Raw genomic sequence first — 19,464 nt, 5'->3', positions numbered from 1 at the left:
CACTATGCAAAATAAACAACTGACCATCAGCTCCAGCAACATTACCCGCTGCTTCCTGCTGTTTATCGTGCTGCTGACGATCGGCATTGGCCTGTATGGTTACAACTACACCAACGCCTGGCTGGCGGAAAAGAAGTACACGCTGAACAGCATTGCCGGTTCGCTGCAAAAGCGTATCGATACCTACCGCTATATGACCTACCAGGTCTATGACAAATTCGGCAATGCGCCGGCACAGAACAGCGATCCCGGTTTGCAGGAAACCCGCCTGCGGCCCGACGTCTATTATGTCGAGAAGCCGCACAAGAAAACCGACGCGGTGATCTTCGGCAGCCATGACGAGAACACGCTGGCTATGATCGCCAACATCTCGGACTACCTGGACACTCGCTGGGGTGCCAAGACCGAGAACTACGCCATGTATTACCTCAATGGCCAGGACAACAGCCTCAGTCTGATCACCACCCAGCCGCTCAAAGAGCTGGCTTCGCGCTTTCGAGAGAGCTACCTGACCACCTCGGCGGACGAACGCCGCGCCGAGATGCTGCAACAGGCCAACATGCTCGACGAGCGCGAGAGCTTTTCCGATCTGCGCAAGCAGCGTTTCCAGAACGCCTATTCGTTCTCGATTCGCACCACCTTTAATCAGCCGGGACATCTGGCGACGGTGATCGCCTTCGACTTGCCGATCAACGACATCATTCCGGCCAATCTGGCCCGCGCCAATTTCCTGCTGCTGCCGGACGATGTCGATCTCGACGACAGCGCCATTCCGGCGGAAACGGCTCTCGGTACCCATGCGACGATGAGCGGCGGTTGGGTCGAGTTCAGCGCCGCCCTGCCCAATGCGCCGCTGAAGGTGGTGTATCGCGTTTCGGCCATCAATCTGGCCATCGATCTGCTGCGCAACAACATCTGGCTGATCGCGATCAACCTGCTGCTGCTGGCGCTGTCGATGCTGAGCATCTACTTTATCCGCCGCCAGTACATTCGCCCGAGCGAAAACATGGCGGTGGAGCTGGAAGCCGAGCGCGCGCTGAATCAGGAGATCGTCTCCAGCCTGCCTTCCGGCCTGCTGGTCTACAGCTTCGCCAACAATACGGTGATCGCCAGCAACAAAATCGCCGAACACCTGCTGCCGCACCTCAGCCTGCAAAAAATCGCCCATATGGCCGAACAGCATCACGGGGTGATCCAGGCGACGGTCAACAATGAAGTGTATGAAATCCGTATCTTCCGCAGCCAGCTGTCGCCGGACACCTACCTGTTCCTGATGCACGATCAGGATAAAGAGGTGATGGTGAACAAGCGGCTGCAGCAGGCGCGGCGCGAATATGACAAGAACGTTCAGGCACGCAAGCTGATGCTGCACAACCTGGGCATCGAGCTCAATCAGCCGGTACGCCATATGCACGATCTGGTCGATCGTCTGCGTAACCGGCCGGATGAGGAGCAGCAGCAGGCACTGTTGGGCCAGTTAACCGCGGAGTCGGCTTCGGTGCTGGGTTTGATCGATAACATTACCCTGCTGACCCGGTTGGAAACCCAGGACTGGCAGCCTACGCGCGAACCATTCAACCCGGCGGCGATGGTCGACGAGTTGCTGCTGGAGGCCCTGCCCGCCCTTAACCAGAAGGGGCTGGCGCTGTTCAAGCATTTCCAGCTGGACGTCGAGCAGAACTATATCGGCGACGCCAACGCGCTGCGCAAAGTGATTGCGCTGCTGGTGCATTACGCCATTATCACCACCGCCTGCGGCAAGATTTCGCTGGTTATCGACCATGAGCCCGAGCACCCGGATCGCCTGATTTTCCAAATCAACGACACCGGCTCCGGCATCTCCAACGAAGAGATCAGCAACCTCAACTATCCCTTCCTCAGCCAGACGCTGGTGGACCGCTTCAACCACGGTTCCGGGCTCACCTTCTTCCTGTGCAACCAGCTGTGCAAAAAACTTAATGGCCAGTTGGACATTCGCAGCAAGGTGGATATCGGCACTCGCTATACCATTCGCGTCGCCATGGAGATGGAGAAAAAAGAGCCGCAGGAGCAGGAAAAGCTGCTCGACGGCGTCACCGCCCTGCTGGACGTCACGTCGGATGAGGTGCGCGGCATCGTGACCCGCCTGCTGCAGGCCTACGGCGCCGACTGTCTTGTCGCCGAAGATCGCGCGGTCAACCGCGATTATGACGTGCTGCTAACCGATAACCCGCAGCGCGCCGATGACTACACCCTGTTGTTGGCGACCGATGAGCCGGGCTGGCAAGCGCTGGAGAAACGCTACATTCGGGTGAACTATAATCTGAACGGCGCATTAATCGACGCCGTGCTGATGCTGATCGAACAGCAAATGGCCGCGCTGGAACAGGAAGAAAGCCCGCTTTCATTGAGCTCAGAAGATATCCAACTCTATGAAAAACAATTGAAATCAAGTGATTACTATGGGCTGTTTGTCGATACAGTACCCGACGATGTCAAAAAACTGTATACTGAGGCGGGCAGCAGTGATTTCAATGCGCTGTCACAAACCGCACACCGCCTGAAAGGCGTGTTTGCCATGTTAAATCTGCTTCCCGGCAAGCAGCTGTGCGAATCGTTAGAACAGCGCATCGCAGAAGGTGATGCGCCCGAGATCGAGAATAACATCAGTCAGATTGATTTTTTCGTCAGCAGACTGCTGAAGCAAGGTAGCCAACAACATGAATAACCTGAACGTAATTATTGCTGATGACCATCCTATCGTACTGTTTGGCATCCGGAAGTCACTTGAGCAAATTGAATGGGTGAATGTCGTTGGGGAGTTCGAAGACTCAACCGCACTGATCAACAATCTGTCCAAGCTGGACGCCAACGTGCTGATCACCGATCTGTCGATGCCGGGTGACAAGTATGGCGACGGCATCACGCTGATTAAATACATCAAGCGCCACTATCCACAGTTGTCGATCATCGTGCTGACCATGAACAACAACCCGGCGATCCTGAGCGCGGTATTGGATCTGGATATCGAAGGCATCGTGCTGAAACAAGGCGCGCCGACCGATCTGCCGAAGGCGCTGGCCGCCCTGCAGAAAGGCAAGAAATTCACGCCGGAAAGCGTCTCTAAACTGCTGGAGAAGATCAGCGCCAGCGGCTATGGCGACAAGCGCCTGTCGCCGAAAGAGAGCGAAGTGCTGCGCCTGTTCGCCGAAGGTTTCCTGGTGACCGAAATCGCCAAGAAACTCAACCGCAGCATCAAAACCATCAGCAGCCAGAAGAAATCGGCGATGATGAAGCTGGGCGTCGAGAACGACATCGCCCTGCTCAACTACCTCTCCTCCGTCAGCATGACGCCGTTGGACAAAGACTAAAGCCCGCCTCACGGCAGGTTAGCACCAAACAGGCACGGCATTCGCCGTGCCTGTTTGCTTTTCAAGCCTCGCTGCGGCTGTAGCGTACCCGTTGGCTGTAGTAAGCCAGCGTCTGTTCCAGCGTCTCCAGCGTGACCGGTTTCGACAGGCAGTTATCCATACCCGCCTCGAGGCAGCGCTGCTTCTCTTCCGCCAGCGCATTCGCCGTCACGCCGATCACCGGCGCGCTGAACTGCATCTGTCGCAGTTCCTGCGTCAGGCGATAGCCGTCCATGTTCGGCATATTGACGTCGGTCAGCACAATATCGACGTGGTGCTGTTTCAGCACGCCGAGCGCGTCGACGCCGTCGTTGGCAGTCACCACCTGATACCCCAGCGATCCCAGCTGATCGGACAGCAGGCGACGGTTGATCGGATGATCGTCAACCACCAGCAGATGAATATCGCCGTTGTCCGCCGCGCTGGCCTTGGCGGGCACCGGCAGCTGCACCAGCGCCTCTGCCGCGCCGCTGCCGACGCCGAACAACCGGTTGAGCAAGCTCAGCGTTTCTCGCGGCGTGGAAGTACTGTGCATCCAATAACCCGGCCGGGTTTCCAGCGATGGGCCGATATGTTCGGTAGAGAATTGGATCTGAGCCAGCAGCGGCGTGTCCAGCATCAGCGGATGATCGCTGAGCATCACCTCTCCGGCGGCGGTCTCTTGGCCGTCATAGCGCTGGATATCGGCGCCGTAGCCCCCCAGAATCGCCATCAGGTAACTTTCCAGCCGCTGATTGCGGATATCCAGCCACAGCCGACGGCCCTGCCAGGTATCGCTGGCCTGCGGGATGGGGAACTGAGCGTTGAACAGCGGAATGCGGATGCTGAACAAGCTGCCCAGACCCGGTTCGGACTCGACGGCAATATCGCCGTCCATCAGGTTGATCAGTTTCTCACAGATAGCCAACCCCAGGCCGGTTCCCTGGAAATGGCGCTGCACGCCGGTGCCCACCTGGAAGAACGGATCGAACAGGCGCGAAATTTCCTTTTCCGGAATACCGACGCCGGTATCGCGCACGCTGAACTCCAGATAGCTGCCGCGGGTGCAGACCTGCAGCACGATACAGCCGGTATCGGTGAACTTGATGGCGTTGTTCACCAGGTTGGAGAGCACCTGCTGCAGCCGCACTGGATCGCCGAAAATGCGCTCCGGCACGTTCTGTTCGATAAAGCAGTACAGCCCCAGACGTTTCTTCACCACCAGCGGCAAATAGTTACCGGCGATATGGGTGATCACCTCCAGGCAGGAGAACTCGCGCGGTTCTATCTTCAGCTGCTCGGACTCGATTTTGGAGAAATCGAGAATATCGCTGATGATTTTCAGCAGCAGGCCGGAAGAGTTGTTCATCGCATTGACCAGCCGATCGACCCCCTGCGGCAACGCCTTGGTTTGCAGCAAATCGAGGTTGCCGATAATGCCGTACAGCGGCGTGCGCAGCTCATGGCTGACGGTGGCCAGGAACATCGATTTGGACTGGCTGGCCTGTTCCGCCGCCGCCGCCATCTCCTGCAACGACTCTTCCATCTTCACGCGGGCGCTGACGTCCACCAGCACGCAAATCGCTACCTCTTCGTTACGGTAGCGCGAGTGGACAAAGCTGATCTGCAGGTTGTTGTTGTTGCTGGTCATCACATCGACGAAATTCGCCTGCTGTTCACAAATGATGCGCGTAATGCGATCGCGATCTTCGTGGGTCAACAGGTTGATGTAGTTGTGCGCCAGTTCGTTACTCAGGATATTGGTGCCGTCGCTGATGCGCAGGATACAGATACCCACCGGCGCCGAAGCGACGATCTTGCGGTTGAACTGCTCGTGCTCTTCCAGGCGGAAGGCGTTGTCCTCCGCCGGCAGGAACATTTTACGTTCAAACAGCCACGCCAGCGTGAACAGCACGATGGCCGACAGCAGGTTCAGCAACAGCGCGTTGAGGATCAGCATTTTGAAGCGTTCTACTACGCTTTTCACCGGCAGCGCATAGACGATGCTCAGCGAAGAAGGCGGCAGCGCTTTCTTCAGGATCAGATCGCGATAATTGTCGACATAGCCGAAGTAGGCGTGCTCTGCGGGATAGCTGTTGAGCGAAGCGGCATAGCGATCGCCGTCCGCCAGGCGCAGCACCGGCTCGTTGTTCTCATCCAGCAGCGTGACGCCGATCGGCAGGTTGCCGGCGGTAACGAAATCCTCCAGCCGAACGGTCTGTTCGATGCCCAGCAGCGCCTCCAGCTTGTTGCCGATATAAATCGGCGTCAGCACATACAGATAGCCGACGTCCGGCCGCTGCGCGCTAGGGCTGATCCAATACAGGTTGTTGTCTTTGTCCAGATTCTTGGCGTTGCGGTATTTCAGAATGCGCTCGTGCAGCGACTTCAGCACGTTTTCCCGATTGGCGCTCGCGTTGCCGCCGCCGAACTCCGCCATACACAGGCTGTCGCCGCCGATGAAGAACACCCGGTTGAGATCGTAGGCCGCCACGAAGTTCTCTTTCCAATACTGGATCAGGCCGCTCAGCGAATCGAGCGAACTGCGGTAGGTGGTGCTCAGCGTGCAGTTGGACTCCGGGTACAGCGGAAAGAATTGCGGCGGGCTGCCCTTGCCGGGAAACACGCCGCTGAACATGTCCAGGCTGCTGACCGAACCGTTGAGACGGTTCTCCGCCATATACTTGATGTCGCGGATGATGTCGGCGGAATGGCGGATGTAGCCCTGCGCCTGATCGAAGTTAAGGTTGTAATCCTGCCGGATATCCGACTCTTTCTGATGCAGGATATTCAGAATATAAAAGGTGGTGAGCAGCGCTCCCAACGACCACAGCAAAATCGCCAGCACCCGGAACAGATAGCGGGATATCTTCAGCGTAGTTCGAAAAGAGGCTAAGTATTTCAATCGGATACCATACGAAAGTCAGTGGCGGTGCACGCATTCGCCGGCGCGGCAGCCGGCGGCTCGGTGCGCCAATTAAACCATATAACTGAAAAAGGGCCTAGCATCGCTGCCAGGCCCTTCTGTCTCAGTGCATTAGGGTGTCGGCATGCCGACGCCCTCACCTTGCTTTAAACGTTGTCGTCGTCCATCGGCTCAGCCGCGTCGTCGCCATCGTCCAGCGGCGTGGTGTCTTCTTCCACCGCTTCCGCGCCCGGTTCCAGGCTGTCCAGCTCTTCGTCTTCCACCGGCTCGGCCACACGCTGCAGGCCGACGACGTTTTCGTCTTCCGCCGTGCGGATCAGCGTCACGCCCTGGGTGTTACGGCCCACCACGCTGACTTCCGAAACGCGGGTACGCACCAGCGTGCCGGCATCGGTGATCATCATGATCTGGTCGCTGGTTTCCACCTGTACGGCGCCGACCACCTGGCCATTACGCTCGCTCACCTTGATGGAGATAACCCCCTGGGTGGCGCGTGACTTGGTCGGATATTCGGTCACGGCGGTGCGTTTACCGAAGCCGTTTTGCGTCACGGTCAGGATGTCGCCTTCGCCGCGCGGCACGATCAGGGAGATCACGCTGTCGCCTTCGCCGAGGTTGATGCCGCGCACGCCGGTTGCGGTACGGCCCATCGAACGCACCTGCGTTTCCGGGAAGCGTACCACTTTACCGTTGGCGGAGAACAACATCACTTCGTTGCTGCCGTCGGTCAGATCGACACCGATCAGTTCGTCGCCCTCGTTGAGGTTGACGGCGATGATGCCGGCGCTGCGTGGGCGGCTGAACTCGGTCAGCGCAGTTTTCTTCACGGTACCGCTGGCGGTGGCCATGAACACGTGGCGCCCTTCTTCATACTCGCGTACCGGCAGGATAGCGGTGATACGCTCATCGGCCTCCAGCGGCAGCAGGTTGACGATTGGGCGACCGCGCGGCGCGCCACGGCTGGCTTCAGGCAGTTGGTACACCTTCATCCAGTACAGGCGGCCACGGCTGGAGAAGCACAGGATCGTATCGTGGGTGTTGGCCACCAGCAGGCGATCGATAAAGTCTTCTTCTTTAATACGCGCCGCAGATTTGCCTTTGCCGCCGCGGCGTTGAGCTTCATAGTCGGACAGCGGCTGATACTTCACGTAGCCCTGATGAGACAGGGTCACCACCACGTCTTCCTGGTTGATCAGGTCTTCGATGTTGATGTCGGAAGTATTGGCGGTGATCTCGGTGCGGCGGCCGTCGTTGTACAGCTCTTTGACCGCCACCAGCTCTTCGCGGATCACTTCCATCAGGCGCTCTGGGCTTTCCAGAATAAAGATCAGCTCGGCGATAAAGTTGAGCAGTTCTTTATATTCGTCCAGCAGCTTCTCGTGCTCCAGGCCGGTCAGTTTCTGCAGGCGCAGATCCAGAATCGCCTGAGCCTGCTGCTCGGTCAGGTAGTATTTTCCGTCGCGGATGCCGAACTCCGGCTCCAGCCACTCAGGGCGGGCGGCGTCGTCACCGGCGCGCTCCAGCATGGCGCTGACGTTGCCCAGATCCCACGGCTGCGCCACCAGCGCAACTTTCGCTTCGGCCGGGGTCGGCGCACGGCGAATCAGCTCGATGATCGGATCGATGTTGGCCAGCGCGATGGCCAGCGCTTCCAGGATATGGGCGCGGTCGCGGGCCTTGCGCAGTTCGAAGATGGTGCGGCGGGTAACCACTTCGCGGCGGTGACGCACGAAGGCTTCGAGGATGTCTTTCAGGTTCAGCAACTTAGGCTGGCCCTGATGCAGCGCAACCATGTTGATGCCGAAGGTGACCTGCAGTTGCGTCAGCGCATACAGGTTGTTCAGTACCACTTCGCCGACCGCGTCGCGTTTGACTTCGATCACGATGCGCATGCCGTCTTTATCGGACTCGTCGCGCAGCGCGCTGATGCCTTCCACGCGTTTTTCTTTTACCAGCTCGGCGATCTTCTCGATCAGACGCGCCTTGTTCACCTGATACGGGATCTCGTGAACGATGATGGTTTCGCGCCCAGTCTTGGCGTCGGCTTCCACTTCCGCACGCGCGCGCAGGTAGACTTTGCCGCGCCCGGTGCGGTAGGCCTCTTCAATGCCGCGGCGGCCATTGATGATCGCCGCCGTCGGGAAGTCCGGCCCCGGGATGTGTTCCATCAGCCCTTCGATGCTGATGTTTTCATCGTCGATATAGGCCAGGCAGCCGTTGACGACTTCCGCCAGGTTGTGCGGTGGAATATTGGTGGCCATGCCCACGGCGATACCCGACGAGCCGTTGACCAGCAGGTTCGGGATCTTGGTCGGCATGACGGCCGGGATCTGCTCGGTGCCATCATAGTTAGGCACGAAGTCGACGGTTTCTTTTTCCAGGTCCGCCAACAGTTCGTGAGCAATCTTGGACATGCGCACTTCGGTATAACGCATCGCCGCGGCGGAGTCGCCGTCGACGGAACCGAAGTTACCCTGGCCGTCCACCAGCATGTAGCGCAGTGAAAACGGCTGGGCCATACGCACGATAGTGTCGTAAACCGCGCTGTCACCGTGTGGGTGATATTTACCGATCACGTCCCCGACGACACGGGCCGATTTCTTGTATGGTTTATTCCAGTCGTTACCCAGTACGCTCATCGCGTACAGAACGCGGCGGTGAACCGGCTTCAGTCCATCACGAACATCTGGCAGCGCACGTCCGACAATAACGGACATCGCATAGTCCAGATACGAGTTTTTCAACTCGTCTTCGATGTTTACCGGTGTGATTTCTCTGGCAAGGTCGCTCATGGAGCTGCTATCCCTCTACTAATGATTCATCTGCCCGCTGCCATAGTGGCAAAGGTGTAAAACTATATCACAAAGCACGCTTTACGGGAAAATAACCGCCGCTGTTTCACGGAAATTGTGCAGATAAGTGCGCTAAAAACGCATCGGCGCAGACGATGCCGCGCCGGAACATGTATAATCCGCGCAACGAGAACAAGGAGCCAGACAAGCCCATGAACGCAGAATCATCCAGCCGAGTGCAAAACGTTGACCACCAGGAAATCGCCAAGTTCGAGGCCGTCGCCTCCCGCTGGTGGGATCTGGAAGGCGAGTTCAAACCGCTGCACCGCATCAACCCGCTGCGCCTGAACTACATCATGCAGCGCGCCGACGGCATTTTTGACAAGCAGGTGCTCGACGTGGGCTGCGGCGGCGGCATTCTGGCGGAAAGCATGGCGCGCGAAGGCGCCAAGGTCACCGGCTTGGACATGGGCGCGGAGCCGCTGCAGGTCGCGCGGCTGCACGCGCTGGAAAGCGGCATGAACGTCACTTACGTGCAGGAGACGGTGGAAAGCCACGCTCAGGCCAACCCGCAACGCTATGACGTCGTCACCTGCATGGAGATGCTGGAGCACGTGCCGGATCCGGCCTCGGTGGTGCGCGCCTGCGCCCAGTTGGTGAAACCGGGTGGCCATGTGTTCTTCTCCACCATCAACCGCAACACCAAAGCCTGGCTGATGGCGGTGATCGGCGCGGAGTACGTGCTGAAGATGGTGCCGCAGGGCACCCACGATCATAAGAAGTTCATTCGCCCTTCCGAACTGATCGGCTGGGTCGACGGCACGCCGCTGCGCGAAAAGCACATGATCGGCCTGCATTACAACCCGATCACCGATCATTTCAAGCTTGGACGCAACGTTGACGTGAACTACATGGTGCACACCCAGCACGAAGGCTAAGCGTTGTAAACCGCGCCGGCCCTGCATTACCGGGGGGCGGCGTCGGCGGAGCATTCGGAAAAATACCTAATTTCCGCGACTTCGATCAAAATAGCCGTTGTAAACAGTTTTTTAGAATATTAAATCAGATCAATATGCCGTTTTTTTCTAACGTTTAATAAAGCGCCAAACGATCGGTTTTTTCAGTTTTTCAGTAAAATCTGATCGCGCTTATTGACAAGCTTGTCGCGCCAGTCACGGCGCGCGCTTCGCGCGGCAAGTTACATTTCACCCCCAAGTTATCCACAAATTAGGCCGGTTTTGTTCACTTGCAAACGCCGTTTTTTCTCACTATCTTGTTACCTCACCGACATACAACCCCTATATATAGTGTTTACATACTGAGCAGAGCGACTACACTTCTGCTTAGGGGCACCATACGGACAGGTAAAACACCACATGAACCAAAGTCTGCTTGTAACTAAACGCGATGGCCGTAAAGAGCGCATCAATCTCGACAAAATCCACCGGGTCATCGATTGGGCCGCAGAGGGATTACACAACGTCTCGGTTTCTCAAGTAGAGTTGCGTTCACACATTCAGTTTTATGACGGCATCAAAACCGCCGACATTCATGAAACCATCATCAAAGCCGCAGCCGATCTGATCTCCCGCGATGCGCCGGACTATCAGTACCTGGCCGCTCGCCTGGCGATCTTCCACCTGCGCAAAAAGGCTTATGGCCAGTTCGAGCCGCCGAAGCTGCACGCCCACGTCACTCGCATGGTCGAGATGGGCAAATACGATAAGCATCTGCTGGAAGACTACAGCGCTGAAGAGTTCGAGCAGATGGATTCCTTTATCGATCACTGGCGCGACATGAACTTCTCCTATGCCGCCGTCAAGCAGCTGGAAGGCAAGTATCTGGTGCAGAACCGCGTCAGCGGCGAGATCTACGAAAGCGCCCAGTTCCTGTATATGCTGGTGTCCGCTTGCCTGTTCTCCAACTACCCGCGTGAAACTCGTCTGGATTACGTCAAACGTTTCTACGACGCGATTTCCACCTTCAAGATTTCGCTGCCTACGCCGATCATGTCCGGCGTGCGCACCCCAACCCGCCAGTTCAGCTCCTGCGTGCTGATCGAGTGCGGCGACAGCCTGGACTCCATCAACGCCACCTCCAGCGCCATTGTGAAATACGTTTCGCAGCGCGCCGGCATCGGCATCAACGCCGGCCGCATCCGCGCGCTGGGCAGCCCAATCCGTGGCGGTGAAGCCTTCCATACCGGCTGTATTCCGTTCTACAAACACTTCCAGACCGCCGTTAAATCCTGCTCGCAGGGCGGCGTGCGCGGTGGCGCGGCAACGCTGTTCTACCCGATGTGGCACCTGGAAGTGGAAAGCCTGCTGGTGTTGAAAAACAACCGCGGCGTTGAAGGCAACCGCGTGCGTCACATGGACTACGGCGTGCAGCTGAACCGCCTGATGTACCAGCGTCTGATCAAGGGCGAAGACATCACCCTGTTCAGCCCGTCCGACGTGCCGGGGCTGTATGACGCGTTCTTCGCCGATCAGGACGAATTCGAACGCCTGTATACCCAGTACGAGAAAGACGACAGCATTCGCCAGAAGCGCGTGAAAGCGGTTGAGCTGTTCTCGCTGATGATGCAAGAGCGCGCCTCTACCGGCCGCATCTACATCCAGAACGTCGACCACTGCAACACCCACAGCCCGTTCGATCCGCAGATCGCGCCGGTGCGTCAGTCCAACCTGTGCCTGGAAATCGCCCTGCCGACCAAGCCGCTGGAAGACGTCAACGACGAAAACGGCGAGATTGCGCTGTGCACCCTGTCCGCCTTCAACCTGGGCGCGATCGACAGCCTGGACGACCTGGAAGAATTGGCAACCCTGGCGGTGCGCTCGCTCGACGCCCTGCTGGATTATCAGGATTATCCGATCAAGGCCGCACACCGTGGCGCGATGGGCCGCCGCACCTTGGGCATCGGCGTCATCAACTTCGCCTATTACCTGGCGAAGAACGGCGTGCGCTACTCCGACGGCAGCGCCAACAACCTGACGCACAAAACGTTCGAAGCCATTCAGTACTACCTGCTGAAAGCCTCCAACCGTCTGGCTCAGGAACAAGGCGCTTGCCCGTGGTTCAAAGAGACCACTTATTCGCAGGGTATCCTGCCGATCGACACTTACAAGAAAGACCTGGATGCTGTCTGCAACGAGCCGCTGCACTACGACTGGGAAACCCTGCGTAAAGAGATCCAGGAAACCGGCCTGCGCAACTCGACCCTGTCTGCGCTGATGCCGTCGGAAACCTCTTCGCAGATTTCCAACGCCACCAACGGCATCGAGCCGCCGCGCGGCCACATCAGCATCAAGGCGTCGAAAGACGGCATCCTGCGCCAGGTGGTGCCGGAGTATGAGCGTCTGAAAGACAACTACGAGCTGCTGTGGGAAATGCCAAGCAACGACGGCTATCTGCAGCTGGTGGGGCTGATGCAGAAATTCATCGACCAGTCGATTTCGGCCAACACCAACTACGATCCGACCCGCTTCCCGGGCGGCAAGGTGCCGATGAAGCAGCTGTTGAAAGACCTGCTCACCACCTACAAGTTCGGCGTGAAAACGCTGTACTACCAAAACACCCGCGACGGTGCGGAAGACGCCCAGGAAGATTTGCAGCCTGCCAAGGCCGGCGATGACGACTGCGAAAGCGGCGCCTGCAAGATCTAAAGTTTGACCTAGCGGGCCGGAATTTTCCGGCCCCTTCATTTAGCCACGTTACGATGGATTCAGGCTTATGGCTTACACCACTTTTTCTCAGACCAAAAACGACCAGCTGCAAGAGCCGATGTTCTTCGGCCAGTCGGTAAACGTTGCGCGTTTCGACCAGCAAAAGCATGAAATCTTCGAAAAACTGATCGAAAAACAGCTCTCCTTCTTCTGGCGCCCGGAAGAAGTTGACGTCTCCCGCGATCGCATCGATTACCAGGCGCTGCCGGAGCACGAGAAGCACATCTTCATCAGCAACCTGAAGTATCAGACGCTGCTGGATTCCATCCAGGGCCGCAGCCCGAACGTCGCGCTGCTGCCGCTGATCTCGATCCCTGAGCTGGAAACCTGGGTGGAAACCTGGTCGTTCTCCGAGACTATCCACTCCCGTTCCTACACTCACATCATCCGCAACATCGTCAACGATCCGGCGCTGGTGTTCGACGACATCGTCACCAACGAAGAGATCAAGAAGCGCGCGAAAGACATCTCCGGCTACTACGACGATCTGATCGAGATGACCAGCTACTATCACCTGCTGGGTGAAGGCACCCACCAGGTGAACGGTAAAACCGTCACCGTCAATCTGCGTGCGCTGAAGAAGCAGCTGTACCTGTGCCTGATGAGCGTGAACGCGCTGGAAGCGATCCGCTTCTACGTCAGCTTTGCCTGCTCCTTCGCGTTCGCCGAGCGCGAACTGATGGAAGGCAACGCCAAAATCATCAAGCTGATCGCCCGCGACGAAGCGCTGCACCTGACCGGCACCCAGCACATGCTGAACCTGATGCGTTCCGGCGCCGACGATCCGGAAATGGCAGAGATTGCCGAAGAATGCCAGCAGCAGTGCTACGATCTGTTCGTGCTGGCCGCCCAGCAGGAAAAAGAGTGGGCGGAATACCTGTTCCGCGACGGTTCGATGATCGGCCTGAACAAAGACATCCTGTGCCAATATGTGGAGTACATCACCAATATCCGCATGCAGGCGGTCGGCCTCGGTCTGCCGTTCGAAACCCGCTCCAACCCGATCCCGTGGATCAACGCCTGGTTGGTATCCGACAACGTACAGGTAGCGCCGCAGGAAGTTGAAGTGAGCTCCTACCTGGTTGGCCAGATCGACTCGGAGATCAACGCCGACGACCTGAGCGACTTCGAACTGTAAGCGATGGCGACGCCAATCGTAACGCTGCGCGCCGCCGGCACGCAGCTCTCCTGCCCCAACAGTGAAAACTGCCTGCTCGACGTGCTGGAACTGCACGACGTGCAGGTGGAGTACCAATGCCGCTCCGGCTATTGCGGCGCCTGCCGCCTGAAGCTGGTGAAAGGCGAAGTGGCCTACCGCCAACAGCCGTTGGCGTTTATCAATGCCGGCGAGATCCTGCCCTGCTGCTGTATGCCGCTGACGGACATCGAGCTGGAAATGTAAAGTCGGGTGCCGGAAACCGCGCCTGGAGACCAGAAGGCGGGGTTGCCCCCGCCCTATGATTACCGCTTCACCTCACACGCCAACCTGATCAGGATAGTGATATTTTCCTGGTAGATTTTCAGCTCGCACAGCGAGTCTCTTATCATCCAGATAAATAACAAAACCGTAATACATACAACGGTTAGCGAATGAAACACATGCCTTAAGCGCATGCTTGCCTCCTTGCTGTGAAGGGGCTACCATACCGGTGTCTAGGCGGTATGTGCAGCCCCATTCTGATTGAGAGTCAGTTTGGGGCTTTCATCTATCCGCCTTGTCACACAATGCCCAAGACGAACAGTCTCAAGCACCCGCCAAAAGAGTAACAGCATTCCCTCGCCGCGAATATCCCCTATAAGATTATGATTAATCAGGGATATATAACCATCCTCAAAGTATTTCGCTTAGCGCCCCTTTCCTGCCGATGCGGAAAAATAACGCGCCGGAGAATCGCCAAAGGCTTTGCGAAACATGGCAATAAAATTGCTCGGCGAGGCATACCCCAGCGTTTCCGCGATCTGCAACACCGTTTCACCTTCGGCCAGCTTCGCCAATGCATATGACAACCGAGCCTGCTGGCGCCACTGGGTAAAACTCAGCCCCGTTTCGCCGATCATCAGCCGCCGCAGGGTACGCGGCGACATCGCCCCCCATTCGGCCCAGGCTTCCAGCGAACGCTCGCTCCCCGGCTGCGCCAGCAAGGCCTGCAGAACGCCGGCCAGGCGCGGATGGGACGACATCGGCAAATGCAGCGGCTCCGTTGGCGCCAGACGTATCTCGTCCCGCATCACCTGCGCCATGCGATCCTGCTCCAGGGTGAGCGCGCTGCGTTTATCCCAGCCTTCTGCTCGCAGAGCCAGCGCCTGCAACACGGGGCTAATACCGATGACGCAGGGTGCATTCGACAGATCGTTGCAGGCCTCCGGCGCCAGCAGCAAACTCCAGCCGCTCAGCGCGCCGCAGACCTGCACCCGGTGCTGCGTCGCCGGCGGGATCCACCCCGCCCGCTGCGGCGGCAGCACCCAATCGCCGTGCGCCGTGCGTATATGCAGCAAACCGCTTTCGACGCACAACAGCTGCCCGCGTACATGCTGATGCCAGCCGTATTCGCGCGTGCCCAACCGATACTCCCGGCCTGCCGCGTCGCGGCCGCCAAGGGCGATCAGCCAGGGGCCCGCCCGCCATTCGCTGCAGTCAGCGTCGGCGAAGTGAGGATTATCGTTCATATTGGCCACTTATCACTATTTTTAGTCCAGATACCGTTATATCAACCTTTTCCTGCGCCGACATAATGAAATGCTTCCGGCCGCTCCCGTTTGTGGCCACTGACTCACGAGGGAACATGATGACAACACTCAGCATTGGCATTATCGGCGCCGGGCCCGGCGGCCTGTGTCTGGCTCAGGGACTGCGCCGCTTCGGCATCCACGCCACGGTGTTTGAACGTGACACCACGCCGCAAGCGCGCGATCAGGGCTACCGGCTGCGCATCGATCCGACGGGCCAGCAGGCACTGGCCGCCTGTCTGCCGCCGGCGCATTACCGGTTGCTCTGTGCCAGCAGCGCGCAAAACAGCGGCGAGAGCAATCTATGGGATCCGCAGCTTGCCCCGCTCAACGCCCGACGCCCCGAGCACTGGCTGCCCTCCAGCCCGCGGCAGGCGCAGGAACCGAGCGGCGATCTCGGCATTCATCGGCAAACGCTGCGCGAAATCCTGCTCACCGGTCTGCAAGACCGGGTGCGCTTCGGCTATACCCTGTGTGAATTTGCACAAACGCCGCAGGGCCTGGAGCTTCAGTTCGCCAACGGCGAGCATGTGCGTGTCGATGTGGTGATCGCCGCCGACGGCGTCAACTCGCTGGTGCGGCGGCGCTGCCTGCCCGAGGCAGGGCCCGAAGACAGCGGCGCGGTCACCCTCTACGGCAAAACGCCGCTCGATGCGGCGACCTGTGCCCAATTGGCCCCCGAATTGCTGCGCGGCGTGTCGGTCGTCTTCGCCGACGGCTTGTCGCTGGTGATTGAACCGATGCGCTTTCAGGCGCCCATGGCGCAGCTGGCAGCCGACTATGCGCCGGACTGCCCCCTCACGCCGGTAGACGACTATCTCTATTGGGCCTGTATCGGAACGGCTGAACGGCTCGGCGGGCCGGCGCGGGCGGAGGGAAGCGCTGCGCTGCAGGCGCGCGTAAGGCATATCTCGCAGGGATGGGCCCCCGCTCTGCAAACGGCGTTAGCGCTGGCGGATCCCCTGTCGCTCAGCGTGCGGGCGGTGCAGGTCACGCAGACGATGCCGGTGTGGCACAGCGAACGTATCGCCTTTCTCGGCGACGCCGTGCACGCCATGAGCCCGGCGGGCGGGCTCGGCGCCAACACCGCGTTGGCGGACGCCGCCAGCCTGGCGATGCATCTGGCGCAGGCCGGCAGCGCCGCGCAGGCGCTCAAGGACTATGGTGCAGATCTGCAAACGCGGGGCGCGGCGGCGATACGCCTTTCACGCCTGGCGTCCGAACGGTTGCAGCAAAACCGTGACGCCGGCGACTCAGCATCATGACCGTCACTCGATAATTTCCACCACCTCCAGCCAGGCGTTTTTACCGCACGCCTGGCCCCCATTCAGCCAGCGGCGCAGCATATCCAGCGCCAGCATCGCCACCGACTCCTGCCGCAGCCGCAGGCCGTGGCGCGACGCCCGATAACGCACCGTCTGGCCAATGCCGCCGCGCGGCGTATGCAGCGCAATGCTCACCTGCTCGTCGCGCATGGCGCTGACCGCCAACGCCAACGGCGCACCGGTCAATTCCGCCAGCGAGCGGGCGCGCGCCAGCGTCGTTTCCAGCGTTTCGATGCAGTGCGCCGGCAGCAGCTCGCCCCCCGCCAGCGGCGCCCCTTCGCTCTGCAGCTGCAGATTGATCAACCCGGCGCTGAACTGCTCGCTCAACGCCAGCTTCAGCCCTTGCTGATTCAGACGCTGCGTCAGCGTCGCCGGCAACCCGGCGGTGCCTTCAAAGATGCAGTTGTCCCCCGCCACCTCGCGCACGCGCCGCCAGGCCTGCTCCATTTCCGCACGCCGGCTTTCAGGCCCGGTCAGCTTCAGCTCGATAATCGGGCTGGATGAGCGGTAGCCCAGCACCACTTCCGGCGGCAGCGGCATGCCATCCAGCTCGGCGGCCAGATCGCTCTCGGAGGTACCGAAGGTGGTCAGGCGCAGGCACAGCGGCGGCGCCGGCAAGGTGAAGCGCTGGCGCAGGCGCGGCACGATCTGCTGTTCGACCATCACTTTGAATTCCGACGGCACGCCGGGGGTGAAGAACATCTGACATTTGTTCAGCTGCAGCGCAAACCCACAGGCGGTACCTACCGGGTTATCCAGCATTTCCGCGTTGGCCGGGATCTGCGCCTGCTTGCGGTTGGAAGGGGCCATCGGCCGCCCGCGCTCGGCGAAATAGGCTTCCATGCGCGCCAGCCAGTCGGCCCGTTCGACCAGCTCGACGCCACAGGCTTTCGCGGCGGCCAGCGCGCTGAGATCGTCGCTGGTCGGCCCCAGGCCGCCGTTGACGATCAGCACATCGGCGATATGGCTTCGTTCCTGCAGGATCTCGATCAACGCAGAGAGGCTGTCCCCGACCGTTTCACGCCCGCTCATCGGCACCCCCTGCTGGAACAGGTAGTCCGCCAGCCAGGCGGCGTTGGTATCAATAATTTGCCCGTGCAGCACCTCATCGCCGGTGCTGAGCATCTCCACCCTTAACATTGATCTCTCCCACATTTTTTGGTCATTCCACTATAGAAGCCCGTAAATAACTTTTCACTAGCCGCCTGCGGATAATTTCAGCCATGGGCCCGTTCCTCATGCGCCATGCAGCCCGCCGCAATGTAAACATTACTGTACATCATGCGTAACGCCGGTTTGACACAAATTAGGGCTTCCACTATCCTGCCATCCTCATAAATCGTTACCTATAATTTTCAAAATCTTTCGGCTGGTAGAGAAAAAACGTGAAGAATCGCACTCTTGGCAGTGTTTTTATCGTGGCGGGCACCACCATTGGCGCCGGGATGCTGGCGATGCCGCTGGCGGCAGCCGGCGTCGGCTTCGGCGTCACGCTGGCCTTACTGGTCGGGCTGTGGCTGTTGATGTGTTACACCGCGCTGCTGCTGGTGGAGGTTTACCAGCATGAGCAAGCGGATACCGGTCTGGGCACGCTCGCCAAACGTTATCTCGGCGGCGGCGGCCAGTGGCTGACCAGCTTTAGCATGATGTTCCTGATGTATGCCCTCACCGCCGCCTATATCAGCGGCGCCGGCGAATTGCTCGCCACCAGCATCAGCCAATGGACGTCGCAGGACTTCCCGGTGTCGCTCGGCGTGCTGCTGTTCACCCTGGTGGCCGGCGGCGTGGTCTGCATCGGCACCCACTCGGTCGACTTGTTCAACCGCATCCTGTTCAGCGCCAAAGTGGTGTTTCTGGTGGTGATGCTCGGCCTGATGTTGCCGAATATCCACCAGACCAATCTGATGACGCTGCCGCTGGAGCAAGGCCTGGCGCTGTCGGCCATTCCGGTTATTTTCACTTCCTTCGGCTTCCACGGCAGCGTGCCGAGCATCGTCAACTACATGGGCGGCAACATTCGCAAACTGCGTTGGGTGTTTATCATCGGCAGTGCGATCCCGCTGATCGCCTATATTTTCTGGCAGCTGGCGACGCTGGGCAGCATCAGCTCCGACACCTTCGTCGGCATTCTGGCGCAGCAGGCCGGGCTGAATGGCCTGTTGCAGGCGGTGCGCGATGCGGTGGCTTCGCCGCACGTTGAACTGGCGGTGCACCTGTTCGCCGATCTGGCGCTGGCGACCTCGTTCCTCGGCGTGGCGCTCGGGCTGTTCGATTTCCTGGCCGACCTGTTCAAACGGCAAGACAACGTGCGTGGCCGCCTGCAAACCGGCGCCATCACCTTCCTGCCGCCGCTGGCCTTTGCGCTGTTCTACCCGCGCGGCTTCGTGCTGGCGTTGGGATTCGCCGCCATTGCCCTGTCGGTGCTGGCGCTGCTGTTGCCTTCACTGCTGGTGTGGAAAACGCGCCAAAAACATCAGGCGCAGTATCGCGTCTGGGGCGGTACGCCGGCGCTGGCGTTGGTGTTTGTCTGCGGGGTGACGGTCATCGCGATTCAACTGGGCATCGCCAGCGGCATGCTGCCGGCGGTGGGGTAACGCATTC

Annotated in this window: 13 protein-coding genes; 8 read left to right on the top strand and 5 right to left on the bottom strand. The window is 59.2% G+C overall.

Translation table 11 applies throughout. The features are described from left to right. The first annotated feature begins 4 nt into the window (after positions 1-4). Together rcsD and rcsB are read left to right on the top strand one after the other, a co-directional pair. Positions 5-2,707 carry a phosphotransferase RcsD gene (gene rcsD, locus WCL58_RS08220; protein ID WP_141959793.1) on the top strand — a complete coding sequence of 901 codons (2,703 nt, stop codon included), beginning with the start codon at positions 5-7 and terminating at the stop codon, positions 2,705-2,707. Beyond that, positions 2,700-3,350 (top strand): response regulator transcription factor RcsB, encoded by a 651-nt coding sequence (gene rcsB, locus WCL58_RS08215; protein WP_004935900.1) that lies wholly within the window; start codon positions 2,700-2,702, stop codon positions 3,348-3,350. Before rcsD ends, rcsB begins: the two co-directional genes overlap by 8 nt. Before the next feature lie 61 nt (positions 3,351-3,411). On the opposite strand, the gene rcsC is transcribed toward rcsB, so the two are convergent. Continuing rightward, on the bottom strand, positions 3,412-6,273 hold the full coding sequence (gene rcsC, locus WCL58_RS08210; RefSeq protein ID WP_060420089.1) for a two-component system sensor histidine kinase RcsC: 2,862 nt from the start codon (positions 6,271-6,273) through the stop codon (positions 3,412-3,414). A gap of 167 nt (positions 6,274-6,440) precedes the next feature. Continuing rightward, positions 6,441-9,086 carry a DNA topoisomerase (ATP-hydrolyzing) subunit A gene (gyrA, locus tag WCL58_RS08205; RefSeq protein ID WP_336850855.1) on the bottom strand — a complete coding sequence of 882 codons (2,646 nt, stop codon included), beginning with the start codon at positions 9,084-9,086 and terminating at the stop codon, positions 6,441-6,443. A 212-nt stretch (positions 9,087-9,298) separates the two neighbouring features. On the opposite strand from gyrA, the gene ubiG reads away from it, so the two are divergent. The 4 genes from ubiG (at position 9,299) to yfaE (ending at position 14,213) form a co-directional block, all read left to right on the top strand. Then, the gene (ubiG, locus tag WCL58_RS08200; protein WP_047730871.1) at positions 9,299-10,024 is read left to right on the top strand and encodes a bifunctional 2-polyprenyl-6-hydroxyphenol methylase/3-demethylubiquinol 3-O-methyltransferase UbiG; all 726 of its coding nucleotides are present in this window, start codon (positions 9,299-9,301) and stop codon (positions 10,022-10,024) included. 438 nt (positions 10,025-10,462) lie between these two features. After that, positions 10,463-12,751, top strand: a complete 2,289-nt coding sequence (gene nrdA / locus WCL58_RS08195) for a class 1a ribonucleoside-diphosphate reductase subunit alpha (RefSeq protein ID WP_033648028.1) — start codon at positions 10,463-10,465, stop codon at positions 12,749-12,751. Positions 12,752-12,818: 67 nt separating this feature from the next. Further along, the gene (nrdB, locus tag WCL58_RS08190) at positions 12,819-13,949 is read left to right on the top strand and encodes a class Ia ribonucleoside-diphosphate reductase subunit beta (protein WP_019453694.1); all 1,131 of its coding nucleotides are present in this window, start codon (positions 12,819-12,821) and stop codon (positions 13,947-13,949) included. A gap of 3 nt (positions 13,950-13,952) precedes the next feature. Continuing rightward, the gene (gene yfaE / locus WCL58_RS08185; RefSeq protein ID WP_033653779.1) at positions 13,953-14,213 is read left to right on the top strand and encodes a class I ribonucleotide reductase maintenance protein YfaE; all 261 of its coding nucleotides are present in this window, start codon (positions 13,953-13,955) and stop codon (positions 14,211-14,213) included. 59 nt (positions 14,214-14,272) lie between these two features. Here the strand turns inward: yfaE and WCL58_RS08180 are convergent, their stop codons facing one another. Together WCL58_RS08180 and WCL58_RS08175 are read right to left on the bottom strand one after the other, a co-directional pair. Next, positions 14,273-14,425 carry a Hok/Gef family protein gene (locus tag WCL58_RS08180; protein WP_004935921.1) on the bottom strand — a complete coding sequence of 51 codons (153 nt, stop codon included), beginning with the start codon at positions 14,423-14,425 and terminating at the stop codon, positions 14,273-14,275. 231 nt (positions 14,426-14,656) lie between these two features. After that, the gene (locus WCL58_RS08175) at positions 14,657-15,478 is read right to left on the bottom strand and encodes an AraC family transcriptional regulator (protein ID WP_060420087.1); all 822 of its coding nucleotides are present in this window, start codon (positions 15,476-15,478) and stop codon (positions 14,657-14,659) included. Between the two features lie 116 nt (positions 15,479-15,594). On the opposite strand from WCL58_RS08175, the gene WCL58_RS08170 reads away from it, so the two are divergent. Continuing rightward, a complete protein-coding gene (locus WCL58_RS08170; protein ID WP_336850852.1) occupies positions 15,595-16,803 on the top strand; it encodes an FAD-dependent oxidoreductase in 1,209 nt (402 codons plus the stop codon). Positions 16,804-16,806: 3 nt separating this feature from the next. Here the strand turns inward: WCL58_RS08170 and WCL58_RS08165 are convergent, their stop codons facing one another. Continuing rightward, positions 16,807-18,003: a nicotinamide mononucleotide deamidase-related protein YfaY gene (locus WCL58_RS08165; protein ID WP_049200188.1), complete on the bottom strand. Its 1,197-nt coding sequence runs from the start codon at positions 18,001-18,003 to the stop codon at positions 16,807-16,809. A 245-nt stretch (positions 18,004-18,248) separates the two neighbouring features. Here WCL58_RS08165 and tyrP point away from each other — a divergent pair, with 245 nt between their 5' ends. Next, positions 18,249-19,457: a tyrosine transporter TyrP gene (tyrP, locus tag WCL58_RS08160; RefSeq protein ID WP_004935940.1), complete on the top strand. Its 1,209-nt coding sequence runs from the start codon at positions 18,249-18,251 to the stop codon at positions 19,455-19,457. Positions 19,458-19,464 lie beyond the last annotated feature (7 nt).

Origin of the sequence: Serratia sp. TMDUHS_CL, assembly GCF_037137105.1 — a bacterium.
GTDB lineage: Bacteria > Pseudomonadota > Gammaproteobacteria > Enterobacterales > Enterobacteriaceae > Serratia > Serratia nevei.
This window is presented reverse-complemented; position numbering and strand designations above follow the sequence as displayed.

Bases quoted from the DNA above. Each gene is read 5' to 3' on its own strand.
- rcsD (WP_141959793.1), top strand. From the start codon at position 5: ATGCAAAATAAACAACTGACCATCAGCTCCAGCAACATTACCCGCTGC.
- rcsB (WP_004935900.1), top strand. From the start codon at position 2,700: ATGAATAACCTGAACGTAATTATTGCTGATGACCATCCTATCGTACTG.
- gyrA (WP_336850855.1), bottom strand. From the start codon at position 9,086: ATGAGCGACCTTGCCAGAGAAATCACACCGGTAAACATCGAAGACGAG.
- ubiG (WP_047730871.1), top strand. From the start codon at position 9,299: ATGAACGCAGAATCATCCAGCCGAGTGCAAAACGTTGACCACCAGGAA.
- nrdA (WP_033648028.1), top strand. From the start codon at position 10,463: ATGAACCAAAGTCTGCTTGTAACTAAACGCGATGGCCGTAAAGAGCGC.
- nrdB (WP_019453694.1), top strand. From the start codon at position 12,819: ATGGCTTACACCACTTTTTCTCAGACCAAAAACGACCAGCTGCAAGAG.
- yfaE (WP_033653779.1), top strand. From the start codon at position 13,953: ATGGCGACGCCAATCGTAACGCTGCGCGCCGCCGGCACGCAGCTCTCC.
- WCL58_RS08180 (WP_004935921.1), bottom strand. From the start codon at position 14,425: ATGCGCTTAAGGCATGTGTTTCATTCGCTAACCGTTGTATGTATTACG.
- WCL58_RS08175 (WP_060420087.1), bottom strand. From the start codon at position 15,478: ATGAACGATAATCCTCACTTCGCCGACGCTGACTGCAGCGAATGGCGG.
- WCL58_RS08170 (WP_336850852.1), top strand. From the start codon at position 15,595: ATGATGACAACACTCAGCATTGGCATTATCGGCGCCGGGCCCGGCGGC.
- WCL58_RS08165 (WP_049200188.1), bottom strand. From the start codon at position 18,003: ATGTTAAGGGTGGAGATGCTCAGCACCGGCGATGAGGTGCTGCACGGG.